A 20,917-nucleotide genomic window follows, 5' to 3' on the forward strand; every position below is an offset into this window, starting at 1 on the left:
TCACTTGAGCGGAACGGTCAACCGGTCGATAACCGCTTGCGTCCGCGGACGAACACCGCGCCACCATTCGAACGCCTCGGCCGCCTGCTCGACGAGCATGCCGACGCCGTCGGCGACACCCTGCACACCAGCGTTGCGCGCGAGCCGCAGAAACGGCGTGAGCCCTTTGCCATACGCGAGCTCGTACGCGGCCCCGCGCGGGCTGAACACGCTCGGCGCAACGGGAGGCAACTGACCGGTGAGGCTCGCCGAGGTCGCGTTCACGACGAGGTCGAACTGCCCCATCGTCTCGAGTTCCCGGTAGCCGCATGCAATCAGTCGGCTGCTGCTTGCGACTTGCGCTACCACCGCCTCGGCCTTCGGCACATGCCGGTTCGCGACGACCAGTTCCGCCGGCCGCGCGGCAATAAACGGCAACAACGCGCCTCGCACCGCTCCCCCCGCGCCGAGCACGAGCACGCGCTTGCCCGCCAGCGGTTGATTCAGGTTGACTTCGATGTCACGCACGAGGCCGACGCCGTCGAAATTCTCGGCAATGATCCGGCCGTTTTCGAACTTCATCGCATTCACGGCACCGGCGAGCGCCGCCCGTTCGCTGCGCTCATCGGCGATCGCGAACGCCTGCAACTTGAAAGGCGCCGTGACGTTCATGCCCCTGCCACCCGCGGCGATGAACCTCCTGACCGTCGCGGCGAACGCGTCGGCCGGCTCGGTTGGAGCTTCCATCCCCGTGTAGGTGATGTCCTGCCCGGTCTCCTTCGCGAACAGACGATGAATCAGCGGGGATTTCGTGTGTCCGATCGGATTGCCGATCACAGCGTATTGGTCAGTCATCACGCACCTCGCTTTGAATACAACACGCCCTCGGTCTGCATCGCGTCGATCTCCGCGGCGTCGAAGCCCAACGACCGTGCAACTTCCGCGTTGTGCTGACCGAGGTCCGGTCCGACTTCGCGGATCGACGTGTCGCAGTCGGAAAAGCGGAACGGCAGGTTCGGCAGCCGCAGTTTTCCAAAGCGCGGATGATCCTGCTCGATCACCATGCCGCGCGCGACGATCTGCGGATCGGCGACGACTTCGTCGATGCGCTGGACTTTCGCGCACGGCACGTCGATACCATCGAGCAGCGCCAGCACTTCAGCGACCGGCCGTGCGGCAACCCACGGCTTGACGACGGCGAGGACTTCCTCGCGATGGGCGTTGCGACCGTTCGGGCTGTGGAATCTCGCGTCGGCGCCGAAGCCGGCCGGACCGCCGTTCTTTTCGACGAGCGAAGCGAACCGCTTCCACGAATCATCGACTTGCGCGGCGATCACCAGATCGCCATCGGCCGCGCGAAACACGCCATACAGCGTCGACGTGGGCATATCGTGACCCGTTTGCTCGGGCAGCACGCCTTGCGTCGTGTAACACTGCACCGCGTATTCATGCATCGACACCAGCGTGTCGTACAACGCCATGTCGATATGCTGGCCGCGACCGCTCTTCACGCGGCCGAGCAATGCGGCGTTGATCGCGGCGACCGCATGAATGCCCGTGTACATATCGCCGAGCGAGATGCGCATCAGCGGGGGCGGTTCGCCCGGATTGCCGATCATCTGCATGATGCCGCTCTTCGCTTCGGCGATCAGGCCGAAGCCCGCGCGATGCGCGTCGGGTCCGGTATGGCCGTATGCCGAGATCGAGCAGTACACAAGCCCCGGGTTGCGTTCGGACAAGGCGGCATACCCGAGGCCCAGCTTGTCCAGCGCGCCAGGCCGATAGTTTTCGATGAACACATCGGCCGAATCGCACAAACGTCGCATGAACTCCTTGCCGCGCGCATCTTTCATGTCGACGCTGACGCCGCGTTTGCCCATGTTGAGCTGCAGGAAGTAGGCGCTTTGCTGGTCGTCGAGAATGGTTGCATGCTGCCGGCCGGCGTCGCCGCTGCCGGGCCGCTCGACCTTGATCACTTCGGCGCCGAGCGCCGCGAGGCAGCGGCCCACATAGGGACCGGCGAGAAAATGGCTGTAATCGACGACGCGAATACCTTCGAGGGGGCGCGCTTGCATCAGTTCGCTCCCGGACGGCGCGGCACCATCAGCCGATGTTCGCCGCGCTGGACGACCTGACCATCCTGATTGATCAACGCCGACGGCAGCACGACGATGCCCCACTGCGGACGGCTATTGCTCGCGCGCATGCTGCCCACGCGAAACTCGACGTGAAGCACGTCGTCGACCCTGATCGGCAGCAGGAAATCCCATGTCCAGCCAAGCGACATGCCGGGCAGGAAGCGATAGTCGCTCTGCGACTTCAGGCCGTCCGCGATCGACAAACCGAACAGCCCGTGCGCGACGATCGACCCGAAATGGCTCGCCTTCGCGTATTCCTCGTCGACGTGCACCGGCGTGTGATCGCCGGTGAGATCGGCATAAGCGAGAATGCGCTCTTTCGTGACCGTATAGCTCGGGCTCACGCAGGCGTCGCCTTCTTTCGCGTCGTCCCAGTACTTTTCGATGATCGTGCTCATTTTTAAGCCTCGGCGCGTGGATTGATCGCCAGCGCCTGCGCCACGCACACGGCAGGTTTGGCCTGAATGAGTTCGACCGCGAGTCCGTCAGGCAAACGCAGCCAGTTGCGCCCCTGCTGCATGGCGGTCACGCCGAATGCTTGCGCCGCGGCTAGTGCGGCCTCGAGGTCCTCGCACATCACGCCGAGATGCGCGAGCCGGCCCTCGGGACCTTCGTAATGGGGATCATTGATGAACTGCAGGCCGCCGAGCGTCCAGTACTGACGCGGCTCGTCGCGGGTGCCGTCGATTTCGCGCATGGTCATGCCGAGGACTTCCTCGAAGAAGCGGATATGCCAGCGGATATCCTTGACCCAGATGGCCACGTGTTCCACGTATGCTTTGGAGCCGCTCATGCTGGGGCTCCTTCTTTCTGACGGTCCATCAGGGCACGCTCGATGCCCTTGATGCATGCGACGAGCGTCGAATTGACCGGGGTCGGGACGCCGAGGCGTTCACCCCAACGCACGACGGCTCCGTTGATGAAGTCGATTTCGGTGACCGAGCCTTTTTCCAGGCTCTGCAGCATCGAGGTCTTGAATGCGGGCGACAGGCCTTCAGCCGCCATCGTCCAGGCTTGCTCGGCCTGGTTGATCGACAGGCGGATGCCGGCGGCCTTCGCGGCGGCCATCGCTTCTTCGATCGCCGCCAACGCGGTGGCCTTCAGTACGGCCTCTTCGTACAGTTGCCCGTACGTCAGACCGGTGATGCCGGTGATCGCGCCCGTCGCGACGTTGATCAGCAACTTGTCCCACATGGTGCCGAGGATGTTGTCGCTGACCGTGGTCGCCAGCCCCGAGCCGGTGAATGCGTCGGCGATTGCGCGGACCCGCTCGGTCGCCCGGCCGTCGAGCTCGCCGATGATCGTCAGTTTTCCGCTTACGCCCGACTGGATGTGTCCGGGCGCCTTCAGGACGCCGCCGACATAGGTTTTGCCCGCCAGAACGCGCTCCCGACCGACGATTTCGCTGAGCACGTCTTCGTGGCCGAGGCCGTTTTGCAACGACAACACCAGCGTGTCGGGTCCGACGAGGTCGAGCGCGCCGCGCATCGCCGAATCGGTGTGAAAGGACTTGACCAGAACGATGACGAGGTCCGCCGCTCCGACTTCGGCGGGATTCATCGTGGCGCGGACTTTCACGCGGCGCGAGCCGTTGGCATCGTCGACTTGCAAGCCGTCGCGGCGCATGGACTCGACGTGCGCAGCAAAGCGGTCGACCAGCCACGTCTCATGACCACCTTCGGTCAGCGCGGAGCCGATCGCGCAACCCAACGCGCCGGCTCCCAGGAATGCGATCTTCATAGGTGTCTCCGTGATATGGAGTCGAAGATACGATTCCAGACTTATGCTGGCAATGCAATGAATGCAATACGACCATTGCGTATGGCAATGTGTTTGGCTGTCGCATCACCAGAACGATGCGCCTGCGGCTTGTTCCGGTTCCCGCCTTTCGGTTCAATGCATCTGCATCTGTGGACCGCTTTGCCCCGCGTTCGCCGCCGCGCTTCTTTCCGCTCTATGCATGGCCGCCACCTTCGCTTCCGCTGCCTGAATATCGGCGGGATACGAACCATCGTCGCCCTGCGATGGGTTGTACCCCGCCGCTTCCAGTTCCTCGAGTTCGTGCACGACCTCCGCGCGGGTGACTTGATGGGGCTCAGGCCGCGACACGGTTTGCGCATACAGGCTCGCCGAACTCGCCATCGCCATGACACCAGCGATCGCGATCTTGCATAGCGAAAGACTCGAGTACTGACTCACCGATTCCGATTTCATGATGCACTCCTGTTTACCTGAAGGTGTATTTGCACACCGGCACTCGCTCTGATCGCCAGAGTTGCGCGATGTACATCAGGTAGACGCGGATTGCCCCCTGGATATTCCAGGGTCCTGAATCGCGCGAATTTCGCACGAGGTAGTCACGGTGTCACGAATTCACCGGACGCTCGCGCAATCTTCGGCGTTCGAGCACGTTGCGCAGTTGACCTGCGACGAACGCGGCGACGATCAGAGACAGGTACAAAGCCACGAGATCATGACGCCAGGCATTGAGCGCGAGCTGATGCGCACCCAGTTTCGGATCGGGAGCAGCGAGGATTGCGCTCTTCGCCTCGACCGTTCTCATCATCCGTGTAAAGCCTGCCGCGGATAGCAATGGCAACAGAATGACCCACATCAACAGCACGGGCTTCAGGCGGGGCGCCCACGGCAAATGACGCAAGCGGAACCAGACTCCAAGGCACCCGTGGATCCATCCGGGCGCGAGCAGCGCGAGCTGCAAACCTTGCGTACCACTCGTGAGCAGTTGGACGACGACGCGCTCATAGTCAGGTTCGAAGCCATAGAGCGAGGATGCTAGCCGGGTCGTCACCGCATGGCGGATCAGGAGCAGGGGCAGGCTCAGCCCCGCCCACAGACGCACCCATTCAGCCAGAGGCAATGCCCAGTGACGGCGCGCGTAAATCGTTCGCAGGGCCAACGCAAAATGAAGCGCGGCCGCACCATACAAGGCGATGGTCCCGGGTGCGCTGCGCCAGAGCCACAGCGCCAGCATCAGACCGCGCCCGGCAAGTTCGAGCGACCAGATGCCGAGCGCATGATTGAGCAGATGGAGAAAAAGATAGACCAGCAGCACCAGGCCGGAGCCGAATTGCAGCCGGCGCAGAACGGCTTGCATCGGCACCGTCATGCGAACGTCCCGCTGGTGTCGTGCGTCGCACGAGGGCCAAACGCCGTCTTGATGACGCTCCTTCGCGATGCACGGGCCGTGCCGACGATGTTCATTGGGTCCCCCATCTGACGTCAGTCTCACCTGCAAGACCGTGCGGATGCGATGGTTATTCCCGGATTGGCATGGGCTGCGCGATCAACCGCCGGATGCTCGCGCAGGCGATGTCGCTGAAGACGCCCGGCGGCGCTCCGCTCGATTGCGCGCCACAGTCTGCGCAGCGCCGGGGCGTTTGCATTTACAAGACGGATACCGGGACAAGGATGGTCCGCGCAATGCGGTTGCGACATTTGTTCACAATTGCTCGCCGGATAATGTCTATAGTGAGATAAGTCGATCACGGGTCCGATCGACCTTCCCCGACAGACAGGGAGTCTGTCTTTCAGCCCCGCTCGCTCCGCGCGTTCGGGGCTTTTTTATTGAGACTCGTCTATGAGGATTAAGACCGAAGCGCAATAGATGTCAAAATTTGTTATATCCGGCGCGATCTTCGGCCATAGCGAAACGTCTCAAAAAAAATATTCCCGACTCAAAAATAAAGACTGGAACTCGCCCTGTGCCTCAGTAGTCCGAATACTGCCATGACCCGTCATGGCACCCCACTGGCGAAGCGCGCCCCGTCCGGCTCGCCGTCATCCGCTCGTAGCCTCCATCCGAAGCGAATAGGCTACGGTTCGATAGAAATTACGCTGCGACGATCGTGTTATTACAGATCGCCGCTTGCTTATCAAAGCAAATAAATTTGAATAAGGAATTGCTGTGAAAAATCCCGCTGGTGCAATGTCGCAATCGCGGCAGTTGTTTCTTCTCCCTTTTCTTGTGCCTGGTTGCGCGAGCCACTCCGGTGTCACTGTGTCCGCGCGTTTGAACCGTTCCGAGCTGGCGGAGCGCGCAAGATGAGCGTTTTCCAGATTGCCGGTGCGGTATTCACCATCGTCGCGCTGTTCGGCGTCCTCAATTACCGGTTCATCAAATTGCCCGACACGCTTGGCATTACCGCGGTCGGGCTCGTGGTCTGCGTCGGCATTTCAGCGCTCGGCTTCTATTATCCGGCCATGGCGATCGCCGCGCGCAAGATCGTCGTGCAGATCGATTTCGCCGACATCGTGTTTCACGGCCTGCTAAGCCTGCTGCTGTTCGCCGGCGCGCTGCACGTCGATCTGTCGAAGATGCGCACGCAGCGGGGCGCGGTGCTGATGCTCGCAACGATCGGCGTATTGATCTCGATGGCGGTGGTCGGCTTCGGCATTTACCATGCGGCACAATGGCTCGGCCATCCGGTCAGCCTGCTCTGGTGTCTCGTGTTCGGCGCGCTGATCTCGCCGACCGATCCGATCGCGGTGCTGAGTGTGCTCAAGCGCGCGGCGGCGCCCGAAAGCCTCGAAACCAAGATCACTGGCGAATCGCTGTTCAACGACGGCACCGCCGTCGTCGCGTTCCTTACGCTGGTCGGACTCGCGACCGGCGCGAACGAGTTCTCCGCCGGCGCGATCGCGCTCGATCTGCTGCGCGAAGTCGCCGGCGCGCTCGCGCTAGGCGCGGCGCTCGGCTTTGGTGCCTCGCTTCTGCTGCGAGGCATCGACAGCTATCCGGTCGAGATCCTCATCACGCTCGCGCTCGCGACCGGTGGCTATAGTCTCGCCGAAGCGCTGCACGTGTCGGCGCCGCTTGCAGTCGTGATCATGGGGCTCGTGATCGGCAATCACGGCGCGGCGACGTCGATGTCGGAAAAGACCCGTGAGCATTTGTTCAACTTCTGGGACCTGCTCGACGAACTGCTCAATCTCGTGCTGTTCGGGCTGATCGGCCTCGAGATCATTGCGCTGTCGCTGCGCGTCGAGATCGTCTGGCTCGGGCTCGCGGCCATTCCGGTGGTGCTGTTCGCGCGCGGCGTCAGCGTCGCGATTCCGCTGCTCGCGTTGCAGAATTTCCGGCGCCTGAACCGGCATTCGGCTGTCGTGCTGACCTGGGGCGGCCTGCGCGGCGGCATCTCGATCGCGCTCGCGCTGTCGCTGCCGGAGTTTCACGGGCGCGAAATGTTTATCGGCGTCACCTATGTGGTCGTCGTGTTCAGCCTGCTGATTCAGGCGACGACACTCGGCCCGCTGATCCGCCGGCTCAATATCTCGGGCTGATCGTCTGCACGAAATTCGGGTTGATCGTAAAGTGGAGACCTGCGCCGATCGGCAGCAGGATCGCGCTCGCAAACGGAACATGCGCGGGAACGGCGGGCGAGCAGTTCGCCCGTCGACTCCATCAGATTTAAGCGCTTTCCGAACAGTGCCCGCCGCGGTAACGCCGCGGCACCGGGCGTTTGGCCGTCAATGCCGGTTCTCCCACATACCTGGCAGGCGCGGTTTGTCATCCTGTCGATTCAGGCGTTCGAAGGAGTTCGCCATGTCAGTCTATGTCGATGAAGGGTTTCGGCCCTGCGTGACGGAATGCGCGACGGTCGCGTTCCGCGTGTGCTGCGATGATCGCGCACAGATTTTCGAAGTCAGCGCCGACGCGCTGGTGGAGTTCTGCGGCGCCGCGAGCCGTCGCAAGCAGGACCTGCTGGTCGCGTTCGAGGATGCGCAGGATGAGATCCTCTCCGTTGCCGCCCAGCGATGGCAGTTCACGCCGAGCGAGCCGGTGCGGCTCGGTCTCGACGAATTCAAACTGGTCAGACATTAGGCATACTAGAAACGCCTTCATGCGCTGGATCGCCGCCCTGCCGATGTACAACGTGACACCCGCACTCGGCCTCGAATGGCGCGGGTGGCTCGACGACGTGCTGCGCCGGGTCAAGCCCGCCTGCCGCATCGTCGAACCGGACGAGGAGCTGCACGGATTCTGGCGGCGCCCGAATCTGCTGATCTCGCAGACCTGCGGTTATCCGCTGACGCATGGCCTGCACAAGCAGGTCCAGTTGATCGCGACCCCCTGCTTCGATGCGCCCGGCTGCGACGGCGCACATTACTCGAGCGTACTGGTCACGCGCGCCGACGCGCGCTTCGACACGCTCGCATCGTGCCGCGGCGCGCGCGCCGCTTACAACCAGGACGATTCGAACAGCGGCATGAACGCGTTTCGGCACGCGGTCGCGCCGCTCGCGCACGCCGGCATGTTCTTCGGCGCGGTGCTGCGCACGGGCTCGCATCTGGACTCGCTGCGCGCGGTCGCCGAGAACCGCGCGGACGTCGCCGCGATCGATTGCGTGACCTTCGCCTTCGTGAGCGACCTGCTGCCCGAACTGGCGCGGCGCGTGCGCGCGATCGGCATGACCGCCGCGTCGCCGGGCTTGCCTCTGATCGCCGCGGCCAATGTGTCGCGGGCGACGATCGCCGCGTTGCGCGACGCGCTGAACGAGACCCTCGCGAGCCGACCCGAGCGCGCAAAACGCCTGCGCTTAAGGGGCTTTTCAACGCTCCCACTGACCGACTACGCGCGCATCGACGAGCTTGAAAGGGAGGCGCGCGCCGCGGGCTACGCGCGGCTCGGCTGAGCGGTACCGTCGCTCATTGACTCGCTCATCGACTCGCTCATTGACTCGCCTGCTGCACATCCAGCACCAGCAGTTGCGCGCCGTCGGCGACCTGATCGCCGACCGCATACAGCACCTCCGCGACAGTGCCGGCCGCCGGCGCGCCGATCGTATGCTCCATCTTCATCGCCTCCATCACGATCAGCGGCGCGCCTTTCTCGACCACCGCGCCCGGCTCGACCAGCACCGCGATCACCTTGCCCGGCATCGGCGCGGTAAGACGGCCTTCGCCGTGCTCGGCGTCCGCTGCATGCGCGAGCAGGTTCTGCCATTCGAATGCAAGCGTCTCGCCGAGGCAGAACACGTGGAACCTGTCGCCATCGACGAACACGCGTCCCGTCGCACGCGCATCGCCGATCGTTGCGCGGAATTCGTGGTCGCCTGCGCCGAGCGACCATGTGAAGGGCTCACGCACGCCGTCGTGTTCGAGCGTTTGAACCAGCGCTTGCGTTTCGCCGTTGCGCGCGAACACGACCGTGAACGGGGCGTCGCTGTGGTCGTCGGCACCGTCGCCGATCATGCGCCAGCCGAGCGTTTGCGTGTAACCGCTGTTGAGCCGCCAGTGCGAGAGCGCATCCCACGGCGACGCGCCGTGCGCGGTACCGCCCTCGCGCGTCAGCAGCGCGGCGCACGCGAGCGCGAGCGCTTCCTTGAACGGCTTCTTCGCCGGCGCGAACAGGGCGTCGTGATGCCGTTCGATCAAACCCGTGTCGAGATCGCCGCTCGCGAACGGTTCGCTCGCGACGACGCGCCGCAGAAACTCGACGTTCGTATGCGGCCCGACGACCTCGCACGCATGCAGCGCGCGCGTGAGCCGCGCCAACGCCTCCTCGCGCGTCGCACCATGGACGATCAACTTGGCGATCATCGGATCGTAGAACGGCGTGATCGTGTCGCCCTCGCGCACGCCACTGTCGATGCGCACGGGCGCCTTGCGTCCCGGCTCGCCGAGTCCAGCCGCGTCGATCGCGAACTCGACGCCCGCGGGCATGCGCAAATGCTTGAGCGTCCCCGTGGACGGCAGGAAACCGCGCGCCGGATGCTCGGCGTAAATGCGCGCCTCGATTGCATGGCCGTCGAGCTTCAGTTGCTGCTGCGTGAGCGGCAGCGCCTCGCCCGCGGCGACGCGCAACTGCCATTCGACGAGGTCTTGTCCCGTCACCATCTCGGTGACGGGATGCTCGACTTGCAGCCGCGTGTTCATTTCCATGAAATAGAACTCGCCGCCCGGCGTCATGATGAACTCGACAGTGCCCGCGCCGACATAGTGGACCGCGCGCGCGGCGGCCACGGCCGCTTCGCCCATCGCGCGCTTCAGTTCGGCGGACAGCCCCGGCGCGGGTGCTTCCTCGAGCACCTTCTGATGACGCCGCTGCACCGAGCAGTCACGGTCGAACAGATAGACCGCGCCGCCGTGCTGATCGGCGAACACCTGGACCTCGACGTGACGCGGCCGCGTCAGGTATTTTTCGATCAGCACGCGATCGTTGCCGAAGCTGCTCGCCGCCTCGCGCTGGCATGACAGCAGCGCGGCCGCGAAGTCCGCGCTACGCTCGACCACGCGCATGCCCTTGCCGCCCCCGCCCGCACTCGCCTTCAGCAACACCGGATAGCCGATCGCGTCCGCCTCGCGCTGCAACAGCTGCGGGTTCTGGTCGTCGCCGTGATAGCCGGGCACGAGCGGCACCGCGGCCGCGTGCATCAGCGCTTTCGCGGCGGCCTTCGAGCCCATCGCGGCAATCGCCCCGACCGGCGGTCCGATAAAGACGATGCCGGCCGCCTCGCACGCATGCGCGAAATCTTCGTTCTCCGACAAAAATCCGTAGCCCGGATGCACGGCCTGCGCGCCGGTCGCGCGCGCCGCTTCGATGATGCGCTCGATGCGCAGATAGCTCTGCGCCGCCGCCGGGGCGCCGATATGCACCGCTTCGTCGCAGGCAGCAACATGTTTGGCGTCGGCGTCCGCGTCGGAATAGACGGCCACGCTCGCGATGCCGAGCCGCTTGCAGGTCGCGGCGACGCGGCACGCAATCTCGCCCCGGTTGGCGATCAGGATCTTGTTGAACATGAGTGTCTCGATGAAATAGGCGCTACGGGGCGGTGGTTGTTAGCGGGGCATCTCAGTTGCGCCAGCCGGGCGCGCGTTTTTCGAGGAACGACGCGACGCCTTCGCGGCCTTCGGCGCCAGCGCGCGTTTTCGCAATACGTGCGGCCGTGTCCTCGATCAGCGCGTCGCTCAGTTCGCGGCCCGCGATGTCCTGCACGAGCCGCTTGCACGCGCGCACCGCTTGCGGACCGTTCGCGCACAAGGTCTGCGCGAGTTGCGCGACCGTTGCATCGAGTTGCTCGGCGCTCACCGCCTCGCTGACCAAACCCAGACGCAACGCGCTCGCGCAGTCGAACGCCTCGGCGGTGACGAAGTAGCGCCGCGACGCCTGCTCGCCGAGCGCGCGAATCACGTAAGGCGCGATCGTCGCGGGAATCAGCCCGAGCCGGGCTTCGGACAGGCAGAAGCGTGCGCTGTCGACCGCGACGACGATATCGCACGCGGCAATCAGGCCCATGCCGCCCGCGTACGCGTCGCCGTTCACGCGCGCGATCACCGGCTTGTTGCAGCGATACACGGCAGACAGCATGCCCGCGAGCCGCATCGCATCGGCGCGGTTCTCGTCGTCCGAGTAGCCGGCCATTTTTTTCATCCAGTTCAGGTCGGCGCCCGCGCAGAATGCCTTGCCGTTCGCGGCGAGCACGACCGCGCGCACGTCGTCGCGCGCATCGAGCATGGTGAACGCGGCGGTCAACTCGGCGATCATCGTTTCGTTGAACGCGTTGCGCACATCCGGACGATTCAGTGTGACCGTCGCGATCGCGCCGGCAACCTCGACCTTCAGCGTTTCGTATTGCATGCGCAGCACTCCTTTGCCTTGCTTGATCGCTTCGTGAAACCGCGCGCCATCACATTCTGAACACGCCGAAGCGTGTCTCTTCGATCGGCGCGTTCATTGCCACCGACAGGCCGAGACCGAGCACGTCACGGGTTTGCGCGGGGTCGATCACGCCGTCGTCCCACAGACGCGCGCTCGCGTAGTAAGGATGACCCTGTTGCTCGTATTGCTCGCGAATCGGCTGCTTGAACGCCTCCTCTTCCTCCGCGCTCCAGTTGCCGCCCTTCGCTTCGATGCCGTCGCGCTTGACGGTGGCGAGCACCGATGCCGCCTGCTCGCCGCCCATCACCGAGATGCGCGCGTTCGGCCACATCCACAGGAAGCGCGGTGAATACGCGCGGCCGCACATGCCGTAGTTGCCCGCGCCGAACGAGCCCCCGATGATCACCGTGAACTTCGGCACCTTCGCGGTCGCAACGGCCGTCACCATCTTCGCGCCGTTGCGCGCGATGCCTTCGTTCTCATACTTGCGGCCAACCATGAAGCCCGTGATGTTCTGCAGAAACACGAGCGGAATCTTGCGCTGGCAACACAGCTCGATGAAGTGCGTGCCCTTCAACGCCGACTCCGAAAACAGAATGCCGTTGTTCGCGACGATGCCGACCGGGTGCCCCCAGATATGCGCAAAGCCACATACGAGCGTCGTGCCGTAGCGCGCCTTGAATTCATCAAACGCGGAATCGTCGACGATGCGCGCGATTACCTCGCGGATATCGAACGGCTTGCGCGTATCGACGGGAATCACGCCGTAGATGCTCTGCGTGTCGTAGCGCGGCGGCTTCGGCTCCTGCAGCACGAGCGGCGCGGGCTTCACGCGGTTCAGATTGCCGACGATGCTGCGCGCAATCCCGAGCGCGTGCGCATCGTTCTGCGCGAGATGATCGACGACGCCCGACAGACGCGTGTGCACGTCGCCGCCGCCGAGGTCTTCGGCGCTCACCACTTCACCGGTCGCGGCTTTGACGAGCGGCGGACCGCCGAGAAAAATCGTCCCCTGGTTCTTCACGATGATCGACTCGTCGCTCATGGCCGGCACATACGCGCCGCCCGCGGTGCACGAGCCCATCACGACCGCGATCTGCGGGATGCCCGCCGCCGACAGATTCGCCTGGTTGTAGAAGATGCGGCCGAAGTGATCGCGATCGGGAAACACCTCGTCCTGGTTCGGCAGGTTCGCGCCGCCCGAGTCGACGAGGTACACGCACGGCAAGCGGTTTTCGCCGGCGATTTCCTGCGCGCGCACGTGCTTCTTCACGGTGACCGGATAGTAGGTGCCGCCTTTGACCGTCGCGTCGTTGCAGACGATCATGCACTCCTGCCCCGCGATGCGGCCGATACCGGTGATGAGGCCGGCGCCCGGCGCGTCGTCGTTATACATGCCGTACGCGGCAAGCTGCGACAGTTCGAGAAACGGCGTGCCCGGATCGAGCAGTTGCGCGATGCGCTCGCGCGGCAGCAGTTTGCCGCGGCTCGTGTGCTTGTCGCGCGCGGCCTGGCCGCCGCCTTGCGCGAGTTGCTCGACCTTTGCGCGCAGATCGGCGACGAGCGCTTCGAGCGCCGCGGCGTTCGCGCGGAAATCGTCCGAGCGCGGGTTCAGTTTTGATTCGATGATCGGCATGACGTGGCTTCTCCGGAGGGCCGCTTATTCATGGGGCTCGCGCGCCCTCGGATCACAGCGTTTCTGCGAATAGCTCCCGGCCGATCAGCATGCGGCGAATCTCGCTCGTGCCCGCGCCGATTTCGTAAAGCTTCGCATCGCGCCACAGTCGCCCGACCGGATACTCGTTGATGTAGCCATTGCCGCCGAGAATCTGGATCGCCTCGCCAGCCATCCACGTCGCCTTTTCGGCCGTGTACAGAATCACGCCCGCGCAGTCCTTGCGCACCTGGCGCACGTGCTCGTTGCCGAGCGTGTCGAGCTGGCGGCCCACCGCGTACAGATATGCGCGGCATGCCTGCAAGGTCGTGTACAGATCGGCGACCTTGCCCTGGATCAGCTGGAATTCGCCGATCGGCTGGCCGAACTGCTTGCGATCGTGGATGTACGGCACGACCGCGTCCATCACCGCGACCATGATGCCGGTCGGGCCGCCCGCGAGCACCGCGCGCTCGTAATCGAGACCGCTCATCAGCACTTTGGCGCCGCCGTTCAATGTCCCGAGGATGTTTTCCTCCGGCACCTCGACGTCCTGAAACACGAGTTCGCCGGTATGCGAGCCGCGCATGCCGAGCTTGTCGAGCTTCTGCGCGACCGAGAAACCCTTCATGCCCTTCTCGACGATGAAGGCCGTAATGCCGCGCGAATTCGCTTCGGGATCGGTCTTCGCATAGACGACCAGCGTGTCGCAATCGGGGCCGTTGGTGATCCACATCTTGGTGCCGTTCAGCACGTAGCGCTCGCCCTTCTTCTCGGCGCGCAGCTTCATGCTGACCACGTCAGAGCCCGCGTTCGGTTCGCTCATCGCGAGCGCGCCGACGTGCTCGCCCGACACGAGCTTCGGCAGATACTTGCGCTTCTGCGCCTCGGTGCCGTTGCGATGGATCTGGTTCACGCACAGGTTCGAATGCGCGCCATACGAGAGGCCGACCGATGCCGACGCGCGCGAGATTTCTTCCATCGCGACCATGTGCGCCGTGTAGCCCATGTTCGCGCCGCCGTATTCTTCGGAGACCGTCATGCCGAGCACGCCGAGATCGCCGAACTTGCGCCAGAGGTCCATCGGAAACTGATCGGTGCGATCGATTTCTCCCGCGCGCGGCGCGATTTCTTTGGCGGCGAACGACGCAATGCTGTCGCGCAGCATTTCGATTTCTTCGCCAAGCGGGAACTGCAAACCGGGCAGATTGGGCATTGCGGTGTCTCCTGGGTTCGTGGGCGGCCGTTCATGCAACGCGAAGCGGCGCGCGAAAGCATATCAAGGGGCATTTCACGCCAGATTGACGTAAGCGTCAAGCGGTATTTTTGAGTGTTACTCAGAAAACTGACAAAACCGCGCCAACGCACGAATTCGGCGCTATCATCGCGCTCATCTGGCATATGAGCGGCGTGCACATGCCGCGTTGAGCCTCCATCTTCATCAAAAATCTGAATCTGACTCATATGACGGTTGCCGAGAAGGCCGGATTACCTGTCTCGCGTCGCAAGCCGGCCGGGCGCAAGTCGCAGCAGCGCGTGAAGGAGATTCTTCAGGCGGGCCGGGACGTGTTCTCCGAACGGGGCTACGAACGCGCGACGACCGCGGAAATCGCGCAGCGCCTCGGCATTTCCGAGGCGACGGTGTTCAGCTACTTTCGCGGCAAGCGCGAACTGTGCGCTCGTGTCATCGGCGACTGGTACGACGAGATCATCGACGCGATCGAAGCGGGCCTGCCGCGCGACGGTAGCGTGCGCCAGCAGTTCGCGTTCATCGTGCGCATGCATCTGCGGCTGATGCTCGTCAACGGCACCGACCTGTGCGCGCTGGTGCTGTCCGAGGGCCGCGCGCGGCATCACGAACTGAGCGAGGCGCTGACCGAACTGCAGCGCCGCTACACCGCGCCGTTGATGCGCGTGCTCGCGCAGGGCCAGCAAAGCGGCGAGATACGCGCCGACGTGCCGCTGCGCCTGTTGCGCTCGATGGTGTTCGGGCCGATGGAGCACGTGCTATGGGACGCGACGCTGACCAACCGCCAGATCGATATCGACGCGACCGCCGACCAGCTGATCGACGTGCTGTGGGCCGCGCTGACGCCGCCTGATCTGGCGCTGAGTGCATTGCAGCGCTTTCGCATGGATGTGGCCGAAGCGAGCCGCCGGTTCGACGAAGCCAGCGCCGCGCGCCGCGAGAAAAACGACTAATCTACGAGCTTTCCCGCCGCAGCGAAGGAGAGCCCCAGTGCCCGTAGCGAAAAGCGCGAAGGAAAGCAGCCAGCCCCGCGCCACCAGAAAAGCGCCGGCGAAGACCCCGTCACGATCCGGCTCCTCGGCACGCATCCGCATCGGCATCGGCGGGTGGACCTACGCGCCGTGGCGCGGGCCGTTTTATCCGGAGAACCTCCCGCAGAGCCGCGAGCTCGAATATGCGAGCCGGCATCTGACATCGATCGAAATCAACGGCACGTTCTACGGTTTGCAGAAACCGGCCAGCTACGAGAAGTGGTATCAGGAAACGCCCGACGATTTCGTGTTCTCACTGAAGGCGCCGCGCTATGCGACCAACCGCAAGGTGCTCGCCGAAGCGGGCGAAACGATCGAGCGCTTCTTCGCTAGCGGCGTGCTACTGCTCAAACAGAAACTTGGGCCGATCAACTGGCAGTTCGCGCCCACCAAGAAATTCGACCGCGACGATTTCGAGGCCTTTCTGAAGCTGTTGCCCGCGAGCATCGAAGGACAGGCGCTGCGGCATGCAGTCGAGGTCCGTCACGACTCCTTCAGGACGCCGGAATTCATCGCGCTCGCGCGCCGGCACAAGGTCGCGGTCGTGCTTGCGGCAGACAGCGAGTATCCGCAGATCGCCGATCTCACCGCACCGTTCGTCTACGCGCGCATCATGGGCACGCGCGACACCCACGCCAAAGGCTATTCGACGAAAGCGCTCGGCGCATGGGCCGAGCGCGTGCGCCAGCTCGCCGCCGGCACCACGCCGGACGATCTCGAAACCTGCGCGGAGCCGGCCGCGAACGCCGCCGCGCGCGACGTCTACCTGTACGTGATCAGCGGTTTCAAGGAGCGCAATCCGGCCGCCGCGATGGCGTTGATCCAGAAGCTCTGAATCCGCCGCGGCGCCTGCCCGCATGCCTGCGGACCGGCGCGGGTGTCATAATCGCGCCAGCGCAACCGTGCGCGGTCGCGTCGGCTTTGCGTCAATCCTCGCCCGAGGCCTGACGCGACCCGCCCCGCACGGTCCACGTCAAACCCACGCAGCGCCCGCGGCCTCGTCGCGGCGACGCTCGCATATTCAGGCGGCGAGACCGCCTCACCAACCGATTGCGGAGTACATCTTGAGCGCCCTCGACAACCCCCTGCACGATCAGGAAGTCGGCTCGGCCGACGCCACCCAGGACACCACGCGCATCGACGACACGCGCATCGGCGCGGTTCGTCCGCTGATTTCACCCGCGCTGCTGCAGGACGAACTGCCGGTGCCGCCCACGGTGCAGACGCTGGTCGAGAAGACTCGCGTCGAAATCGCCGACATTCTGCACGGCCGCGACGACCGGCTCGTGCTGATCACCGGTCCCTGCTCGATCCACGATCACGATCAGGCGATCGAATACGCGCGCAAGCTGAAAGCCGCCGCCGATCATTACAAAGACGACCTGCTGATCGTGATGCGCGTGTACTTCGAGAAGCCGCGCACGACGGTCGGCTGGAAGGGCTATATCAACGATCCACGGCTCGACGGCAGCTTCCGGATCAACGAAGGCCTGCGTCTCGCGCGGCAGTTGCTGCTCGACATCAACGGCCTGGGCTTGCCGACCGCGACCGAATTCCTCGACCTGCTGAGCCCGCAATACATCGCCGATCTGATCGCGTGGGGTGCGATCGGCGCGCGCACGACCGAGAGCCAAAGCCATCGGCAGCTCGCGTCGGGATTGAGCTGCCCGATCGGCTTCAAGAACGGCACCGACGGCGGCGTGCAGATCGCCGCCGACGCGATCGTCGCGGCGCGCGCGAGCCACGCGTTCATGGGCATGACGAAAATGGGCATGGCCGCGATCTTCGAGACGCGCGGCAATGATGACGCACACGTGATTCTGCGCGGCGGCAAGAAGGGGCCAAACTACGACAGCGCGTCGGTCCAGGCGACGTGCGAAGCGCTGCGTTCAGCCGGTCTGCGCGAGCAGGTCATGATCGACTGCTCGCATGCGAACTCGAACAAGTCGCACCTCAGGCAGATCGAAGTCGCGGACGATATCGCGCGGCAACTGTCGGCGCGCGAGAGCCGCATCATGGGCGTGATGCTCGAAAGTCATCTGGAAGAAGGCCGTCAGGATCTGAAGGCCGGTGTGCCGCTGCGTTACGGCGTGTCGATTACGGATGCCTGCGTGAGCTGGGCGCAAACCGAACCGGTGCTCGCCACGCTCGCCGCGGCGACCCGCACGCGTCGCGCGGGCTGACAGCGCGACGCACGGACCACGAGACCGCGATCCGGCTGCGGGTCCGCTCGCAACCCGATCAAAACCGATCGAGCCCGGGAACGCCTGGCCCCAAGTGCCAGGCACACGCGCCGCGCCAGCCTCCAGGCGAACCGCCTGGCCGGCGGGCAGCGCGTGATCCTCACGCCCGACGCATCATGCAGGCGCGCGCCTCACAGCAGGGCTGCGGAGCGCACCGGGAATGCTCCGGCGTGAAGCGCGTAACTTACGACGCGTTGACGGCTTCCTTGAACGCCTTGCCTGCGGTGAACTTCACCGTCTTGGCCGCGGCGATCTGGATTTCCTCGCCCGTCGACGGATTGCGGCCCACGCGCGCTGCGCGCGCGCCGGTCGAGAACGAACCGAAACCGACCAGTTGCACCGTGTCGCCGCTCACCACGGCCTTGGTCACTGCCTCGACGATCGCGTCGATGGTCTGGCCGGTTGCCGCTTTGCTTTCGCCCGTCGTTGCGGCGACTGCATCAATCAGTTCCTGTTTGTTCATAGCACTTCCCGTATGGTAATCATGGAATCGGCGCCCTTCTGAGGCGCCGGGACCGACACACTAACGCATAGGCGCACTTTCGCGCAAACCCTTGGTGTAAGGCTTGTATCAACGCAGAGGCGGGAATCTGGCGGTTTTCCGCCCCAAACTGCCATAAGAATCGAGGGCTTATGCGTGCGCGCCGCCTCGGGTGCCATCCTCGCGCATCACAATCCGTTGCAATTTCAGTGCTTTAGCGCGCGGCCAACGAGCGTGGGCGCGCTTGCCCTCACGATTGCTAACCTGGCGAAGCGCGGGCGGGTCGTTCTGGCAGGCGTTGCAAATTAACCATCGGCGAGAACCCGGAATCCGGCACAAACGCCTGGCTCCAGCGCCACGAACGCATGCCGCCAGGTAGTACTTACCGCCTTTGATTCCTCCGCGTGCAGCCGGATTCCCAACCTTTGGGTTTAATGCTTTTTCTCCCGGCAAAGCGCTCAAGTTAAGCGGCATCTCGCCGATATACACAGCTGCGTTTAGCGCGCAAACGTTAAAGGGATGGGAATGGTTCGGCTTGCGAGATTGAAGAAGATGCTATCGGTCGTCGAAGGCGACCGGGAGCTCATGCATGCCCAGTTGCATGCGTTCAGCCGCCAGATACCGCTTCTCTACTTCATTCTGCTCGTCAACACGGCGGCGGTCGCGGCGACGCATCTGGGTAGCGCGCCGGACTGGCTGTGCCTGTACATCCCCGCGGCGCTCGGCGTGCTGTGCCTGCTTCGCTGCGTGCGCTGGTGGCGCAGGCGCAACCGTACGATGACCGACGCGCAGGCGGTCCGCGAATTGCGCGCGGTGACGTGGCTGGTCGGCCTGTTCGGCGTGGCGTTCACCAGCTGGTCGCTGCTGCTGTTCCCGTACGGCACCGCATCCCAACAGGCGCAGGTCGCGTTCTATATGGCCACGACGCTGGTCGGCAGCATGTTCTGCCTGATCCATCTTCGCAAGCCCGCGCTTCTGCTGCTTTGCCTCGTCATCCTCGGTTTCTCCGGGTTCCTCGTCTCGAGCGGCTCGTCGGTGTTCTTCGCGATGGCCATCGACATGACGCTGGTCGGCGTCGCGCTCGCGGTGGTCATCCAGCTTTACTGGCGCACGTTCGCGGATGCGGTGAACGCGCAACGCGAACTGCGGGCGAGCCAGAAAAACACCCAACGGCTCAGCGACGACAATTACCGGCTCGCGAACCTCGACAGTCTGACCGGCCTGCCGAACCGGCGCAGTTTCTTCTCGACGCTGCACGCGATAGCGGAGCAGGCGCTCGAAAACGGCGGCGGCTTCAACGTCGGGCTCATCGATCTGGACGGCTTCAAGCAGGTCAACGACATCTACGGTCACGCGAGCGGCGATCTCGTGTTGCAGGAAGTCGGCACGCGACTTCTGTCGATCGCCGAAACGGGCCTGATGTTCGCCCGTCTGGGCGGCGATGAATTCGGGGCGATCGTGCGTCACAAGCTGTCGAACGAGGCGCTGGTCGAGCTGGGGCAGCGTATCTGCGACGCGCTCAGTCAGCCGTATCAGGTCGCAGACAATGTCGCGGAACTGTCGGGCACGATCGGCTGGGCCGCGTTTCCCGAAGCGGGCTCGACGGTCGCGCAGGTGTTCGAGCGCGCCGATGCCGCGCTCTACGTCGGCAAGGAAAACCGCCGCGGCATGCCGGTGATCTTCTCGACCGAACACGAAACGCGGATGCGGCGTCTGAGCCTCGTCACGCAGGAACTGCGCCACGCGGACCTCGAAGCAGAACTATTTCTCGAGTTCCAGCCGATCTACGATCTGCTCACGCGCCAGCCGATCGGACTCGAAGCGCTCGGCCGCTGGCACAACGCGCGGATCGGCATGGTCAGGCCGGAGGAATTCATTCGGATCGCAGAACGTACCGAGCTGATTCTCGGCATCACCGACGTGCTGCTACGCCAGGCGCTCGCCGAGGTCGCGCAATGGCCGGCCGATCTGTATCTGTCGTTCAACCTGTCCGCGATCGATATCTCGACGTCGGCGCGCGCGCGTCGCCTGATCGACATCGTCGCGGCGAGCGGCGTGTCGCCGCATCGTGTGACGTTCGAAATCACCGAAACCGCGTTGACGCGCGATTTCGAGCAGGCGCATAGCGCGATGACGATGCTCAAGCAGGCCGGCTGCCGGATGTCGCTCGACGATTTCGGCACCGGCTATTCGAGCCTCAGCTACGTGCATCGGCTGCCGTTCGACACCATCAAGATCGACCGCAGCTTCGTGACCGACGTCGATATCAACAGCGCGTCGAAGAAGATCGTCAAATCCGTGATCGACCTGTGCCGCAACCTCGGACTCGAATGCGTGGTGGAAGGACTCGAAACGCCGTTGCAGGCCGAGGTCGTGAAGGCGCTCGGCGCGCGCGCGGTGCAAGGCTACCTTTTCAGCCTGCCGATGCGGGCGAGCGCGGTCGGCACGTTTTTATTGACCGCGCTCGCGCAGCGCCGCGCGACGCAGACGCAGACGTAGCTTTCAAGCGCTCGACAGCGGCGC

19 protein-coding genes are annotated in these 20,917 nt (G+C 64.3%); 7 read left to right on the plus strand and 12 right to left on the minus strand.

The window, feature by feature from the left end:
- From aroE to LJ655_RS01780, 7 genes are all read right to left on the minus strand, one after another.
- Nucleotides 1–834 carry a shikimate dehydrogenase gene (gene aroE / locus LJ655_RS01750; protein ID WP_230559536.1) on the minus strand — a complete coding sequence of 278 codons (834 nt, stop codon included), beginning with the start codon at nucleotides 832–834 and terminating at the stop codon, nucleotides 1–3.
- The gene (locus tag LJ655_RS01755) at nucleotides 834–2,054 is read right to left on the minus strand and encodes a CaiB/BaiF CoA transferase family protein (RefSeq protein ID WP_230559537.1); all 1,221 of its coding nucleotides are present in this window, start codon (nucleotides 2,052–2,054) and stop codon (nucleotides 834–836) included. The genes aroE and LJ655_RS01755 overlap by 1 nt, the downstream gene beginning before the upstream one ends.
- Nucleotides 2,054–2,515, minus strand: coding sequence for a MaoC family dehydratase (locus LJ655_RS01760; protein ID WP_230559538.1), 462 nt, complete (start codon nucleotides 2,513–2,515; stop codon nucleotides 2,054–2,056). Before LJ655_RS01760 ends, LJ655_RS01755 begins: the two co-directional genes overlap by 1 nt.
- Before the next feature lie 2 nt (nucleotides 2,516–2,517).
- On the minus strand, nucleotides 2,518–2,910 hold the full coding sequence (locus LJ655_RS01765) for a VOC family protein (protein ID WP_230559539.1): 393 nt from the start codon (nucleotides 2,908–2,910) through the stop codon (nucleotides 2,518–2,520).
- Nucleotides 2,907–3,857: a ketopantoate reductase family protein gene (locus LJ655_RS01770; protein WP_230559540.1), complete on the minus strand. Its 951-nt coding sequence runs from the start codon at nucleotides 3,855–3,857 to the stop codon at nucleotides 2,907–2,909. Before LJ655_RS01770 ends, LJ655_RS01765 begins: the two co-directional genes overlap by 4 nt.
- Nucleotides 3,858–4,010: 153 nt before the next feature.
- Entirely contained in the window at nucleotides 4,011–4,331 is a 321-nt protein-coding gene (locus tag LJ655_RS01775; protein WP_230559541.1) for a DUF4148 domain-containing protein, read from the minus strand.
- A gap of 151 nt (nucleotides 4,332–4,482) precedes the next feature.
- Complete coding sequence (locus LJ655_RS01780) at nucleotides 4,483–5,244, minus strand: hypothetical protein (RefSeq protein WP_230559542.1); 762 nt, start codon at nucleotides 5,242–5,244, stop codon at nucleotides 4,483–4,485.
- A gap of 935 nt (nucleotides 5,245–6,179) precedes the next feature.
- On the opposite strand from LJ655_RS01780, the gene LJ655_RS01785 reads away from it, so the two are divergent.
- The 3 genes from LJ655_RS01785 to LJ655_RS01795 all read left to right on the plus strand — a co-directional run bounded on the left by LJ655_RS01785 (nucleotide 6,180) and on the right by LJ655_RS01795 (nucleotide 8,770).
- Complete coding sequence (locus LJ655_RS01785) at nucleotides 6,180–7,418, plus strand: cation:proton antiporter (protein WP_230559543.1); 1,239 nt, start codon at nucleotides 6,180–6,182, stop codon at nucleotides 7,416–7,418.
- Nucleotides 7,419–7,680: 262 nt separating this feature from the next.
- The gene (locus LJ655_RS01790; RefSeq protein ID WP_230559544.1) at nucleotides 7,681–7,959 is read left to right on the plus strand and encodes a DUF1488 family protein; all 279 of its coding nucleotides are present in this window, start codon (nucleotides 7,681–7,683) and stop codon (nucleotides 7,957–7,959) included.
- A gap of 19 nt (nucleotides 7,960–7,978) precedes the next feature.
- A complete protein-coding gene (locus tag LJ655_RS01795; RefSeq protein WP_230559545.1) occupies nucleotides 7,979–8,770 on the plus strand; it encodes a phosphate/phosphite/phosphonate ABC transporter substrate-binding protein in 792 nt (263 codons plus the stop codon).
- 37 nt (nucleotides 8,771–8,807) lie between these two features.
- Here LJ655_RS01795 and LJ655_RS01800 read toward each other — a convergent pair whose 3' ends face one another.
- Genes LJ655_RS01800 through LJ655_RS01815 form a run of 4 tightly spaced genes read right to left on the minus strand, consistent with a single transcriptional unit; the run spans nucleotide 8,808 to nucleotide 14,606 of the window.
- Nucleotides 8,808–10,877 carry an acetyl/propionyl/methylcrotonyl-CoA carboxylase subunit alpha gene (locus LJ655_RS01800; RefSeq protein WP_230559546.1) on the minus strand — a complete coding sequence of 690 codons (2,070 nt, stop codon included), beginning with the start codon at nucleotides 10,875–10,877 and terminating at the stop codon, nucleotides 8,808–8,810.
- 52 nt (nucleotides 10,878–10,929) lie between these two features.
- A complete protein-coding gene (locus LJ655_RS01805) occupies nucleotides 10,930–11,715 on the minus strand; it encodes an enoyl-CoA hydratase/isomerase family protein (protein ID WP_230559547.1) in 786 nt (261 codons plus the stop codon).
- A gap of 49 nt (nucleotides 11,716–11,764) precedes the next feature.
- Nucleotides 11,765–13,372 carry a carboxyl transferase domain-containing protein gene (locus LJ655_RS01810; RefSeq protein WP_230559548.1) on the minus strand — a complete coding sequence of 536 codons (1,608 nt, stop codon included), beginning with the start codon at nucleotides 13,370–13,372 and terminating at the stop codon, nucleotides 11,765–11,767.
- Nucleotides 13,373–13,424: 52 nt separating this feature from the next.
- The gene (locus LJ655_RS01815) at nucleotides 13,425–14,606 is read right to left on the minus strand and encodes an isovaleryl-CoA dehydrogenase (protein ID WP_230559549.1); all 1,182 of its coding nucleotides are present in this window, start codon (nucleotides 14,604–14,606) and stop codon (nucleotides 13,425–13,427) included.
- A 248-nt stretch (nucleotides 14,607–14,854) separates the two neighbouring features.
- On the opposite strand from LJ655_RS01815, the gene LJ655_RS01820 reads away from it, so the two are divergent.
- The 3 genes from LJ655_RS01820 to LJ655_RS01830 all read left to right on the plus strand — a co-directional run bounded on the left by LJ655_RS01820 (nucleotide 14,855) and on the right by LJ655_RS01830 (nucleotide 17,853).
- Nucleotides 14,855–15,592: a TetR/AcrR family transcriptional regulator gene (locus LJ655_RS01820; RefSeq protein WP_230559550.1), complete on the plus strand. Its 738-nt coding sequence runs from the start codon at nucleotides 14,855–14,857 to the stop codon at nucleotides 15,590–15,592.
- Between the two features lie 37 nt (nucleotides 15,593–15,629).
- Entirely contained in the window at nucleotides 15,630–16,505 is an 876-nt protein-coding gene (locus tag LJ655_RS01825; RefSeq protein ID WP_230559551.1) for a DUF72 domain-containing protein, read from the plus strand.
- 229 nt (nucleotides 16,506–16,734) lie between these two features.
- Entirely contained in the window at nucleotides 16,735–17,853 is a 1,119-nt protein-coding gene (locus tag LJ655_RS01830; RefSeq protein WP_329959670.1) for a 3-deoxy-7-phosphoheptulonate synthase, read from the plus strand.
- A gap of 244 nt (nucleotides 17,854–18,097) precedes the next feature.
- Here the strand turns inward: LJ655_RS01830 and LJ655_RS01835 are convergent, their stop codons facing one another.
- Nucleotides 18,098–18,376 (minus strand): HU family DNA-binding protein, encoded by a 279-nt coding sequence (locus LJ655_RS01835; protein ID WP_008917296.1) that lies wholly within the window; start codon nucleotides 18,374–18,376, stop codon nucleotides 18,098–18,100.
- 543 nt (nucleotides 18,377–18,919) lie between these two features.
- On the opposite strand from LJ655_RS01835, the gene LJ655_RS01840 reads away from it, so the two are divergent.
- The gene (locus tag LJ655_RS01840; protein WP_230559552.1) at nucleotides 18,920–20,893 is read left to right on the plus strand and encodes a putative bifunctional diguanylate cyclase/phosphodiesterase; all 1,974 of its coding nucleotides are present in this window, start codon (nucleotides 18,920–18,922) and stop codon (nucleotides 20,891–20,893) included.
- Nucleotides 20,894–20,917 lie beyond the last annotated feature (24 nt).

Source organism: Paraburkholderia translucens (assembly GCF_020881035.1).
GTDB lineage: Bacteria > Pseudomonadota > Gammaproteobacteria > Burkholderiales > Burkholderiaceae > Paraburkholderia > Paraburkholderia translucens.

Bases quoted from the DNA above. Each gene is read 5' to 3' on its own strand.
- LJ655_RS01785 (WP_230559543.1), top strand. From the start codon at position 6,180: ATGAGCGTTTTCCAGATTGCCGGTGCGGTATTCACCATCGTCGCGCTG.
- LJ655_RS01755 (WP_230559537.1), bottom strand. From the start codon at position 2,054: ATGCAAGCGCGCCCCCTCGAAGGTATTCGCGTCGTCGATTACAGCCAT.
- LJ655_RS01835 (WP_008917296.1), bottom strand. From the start codon at position 18,376: ATGAACAAACAGGAACTGATTGATGCAGTCGCCGCAACGACGGGCGAA.
- LJ655_RS01810 (WP_230559548.1), bottom strand. From the start codon at position 13,372: ATGCCGATCATCGAATCAAAACTGAACCCGCGCTCGGACGATTTCCGC.
- LJ655_RS01780 (WP_230559542.1), bottom strand. From the start codon at position 5,244: ATGACGGTGCCGATGCAAGCCGTTCTGCGCCGGCTGCAATTCGGCTCC.
- LJ655_RS01760 (WP_230559538.1), bottom strand. From the start codon at position 2,515: ATGAGCACGATCATCGAAAAGTACTGGGACGACGCGAAAGAAGGCGAC.
- LJ655_RS01765 (WP_230559539.1), bottom strand. From the start codon at position 2,910: ATGAGCGGCTCCAAAGCATACGTGGAACACGTGGCCATCTGGGTCAAG.
- LJ655_RS01790 (WP_230559544.1), top strand. From the start codon at position 7,681: ATGTCAGTCTATGTCGATGAAGGGTTTCGGCCCTGCGTGACGGAATGC.
- LJ655_RS01805 (WP_230559547.1), bottom strand. From the start codon at position 11,715: ATGCAATACGAAACGCTGAAGGTCGAGGTTGCCGGCGCGATCGCGACG.
- LJ655_RS01795 (WP_230559545.1), top strand. From the start codon at position 7,979: ATGCGCTGGATCGCCGCCCTGCCGATGTACAACGTGACACCCGCACTC.
- LJ655_RS01770 (WP_230559540.1), bottom strand. From the start codon at position 3,857: ATGAAGATCGCATTCCTGGGAGCCGGCGCGTTGGGTTGCGCGATCGGC.
- LJ655_RS01820 (WP_230559550.1), top strand. From the start codon at position 14,855: ATGACGGTTGCCGAGAAGGCCGGATTACCTGTCTCGCGTCGCAAGCCG.
- LJ655_RS01775 (WP_230559541.1), bottom strand. From the start codon at position 4,331: ATGAAATCGGAATCGGTGAGTCAGTACTCGAGTCTTTCGCTATGCAAG.
- LJ655_RS01815 (WP_230559549.1), bottom strand. From the start codon at position 14,606: ATGCCCAATCTGCCCGGTTTGCAGTTCCCGCTTGGCGAAGAAATCGAA.
- LJ655_RS01840 (WP_230559552.1), top strand. From the start codon at position 18,920: ATGGTTCGGCTTGCGAGATTGAAGAAGATGCTATCGGTCGTCGAAGGC.
- LJ655_RS01800 (WP_230559546.1), bottom strand. From the start codon at position 10,877: ATGTTCAACAAGATCCTGATCGCCAACCGGGGCGAGATTGCGTGCCGC.
- aroE (WP_230559536.1), bottom strand. From the start codon at position 834: ATGACTGACCAATACGCTGTGATCGGCAATCCGATCGGACACACGAAA.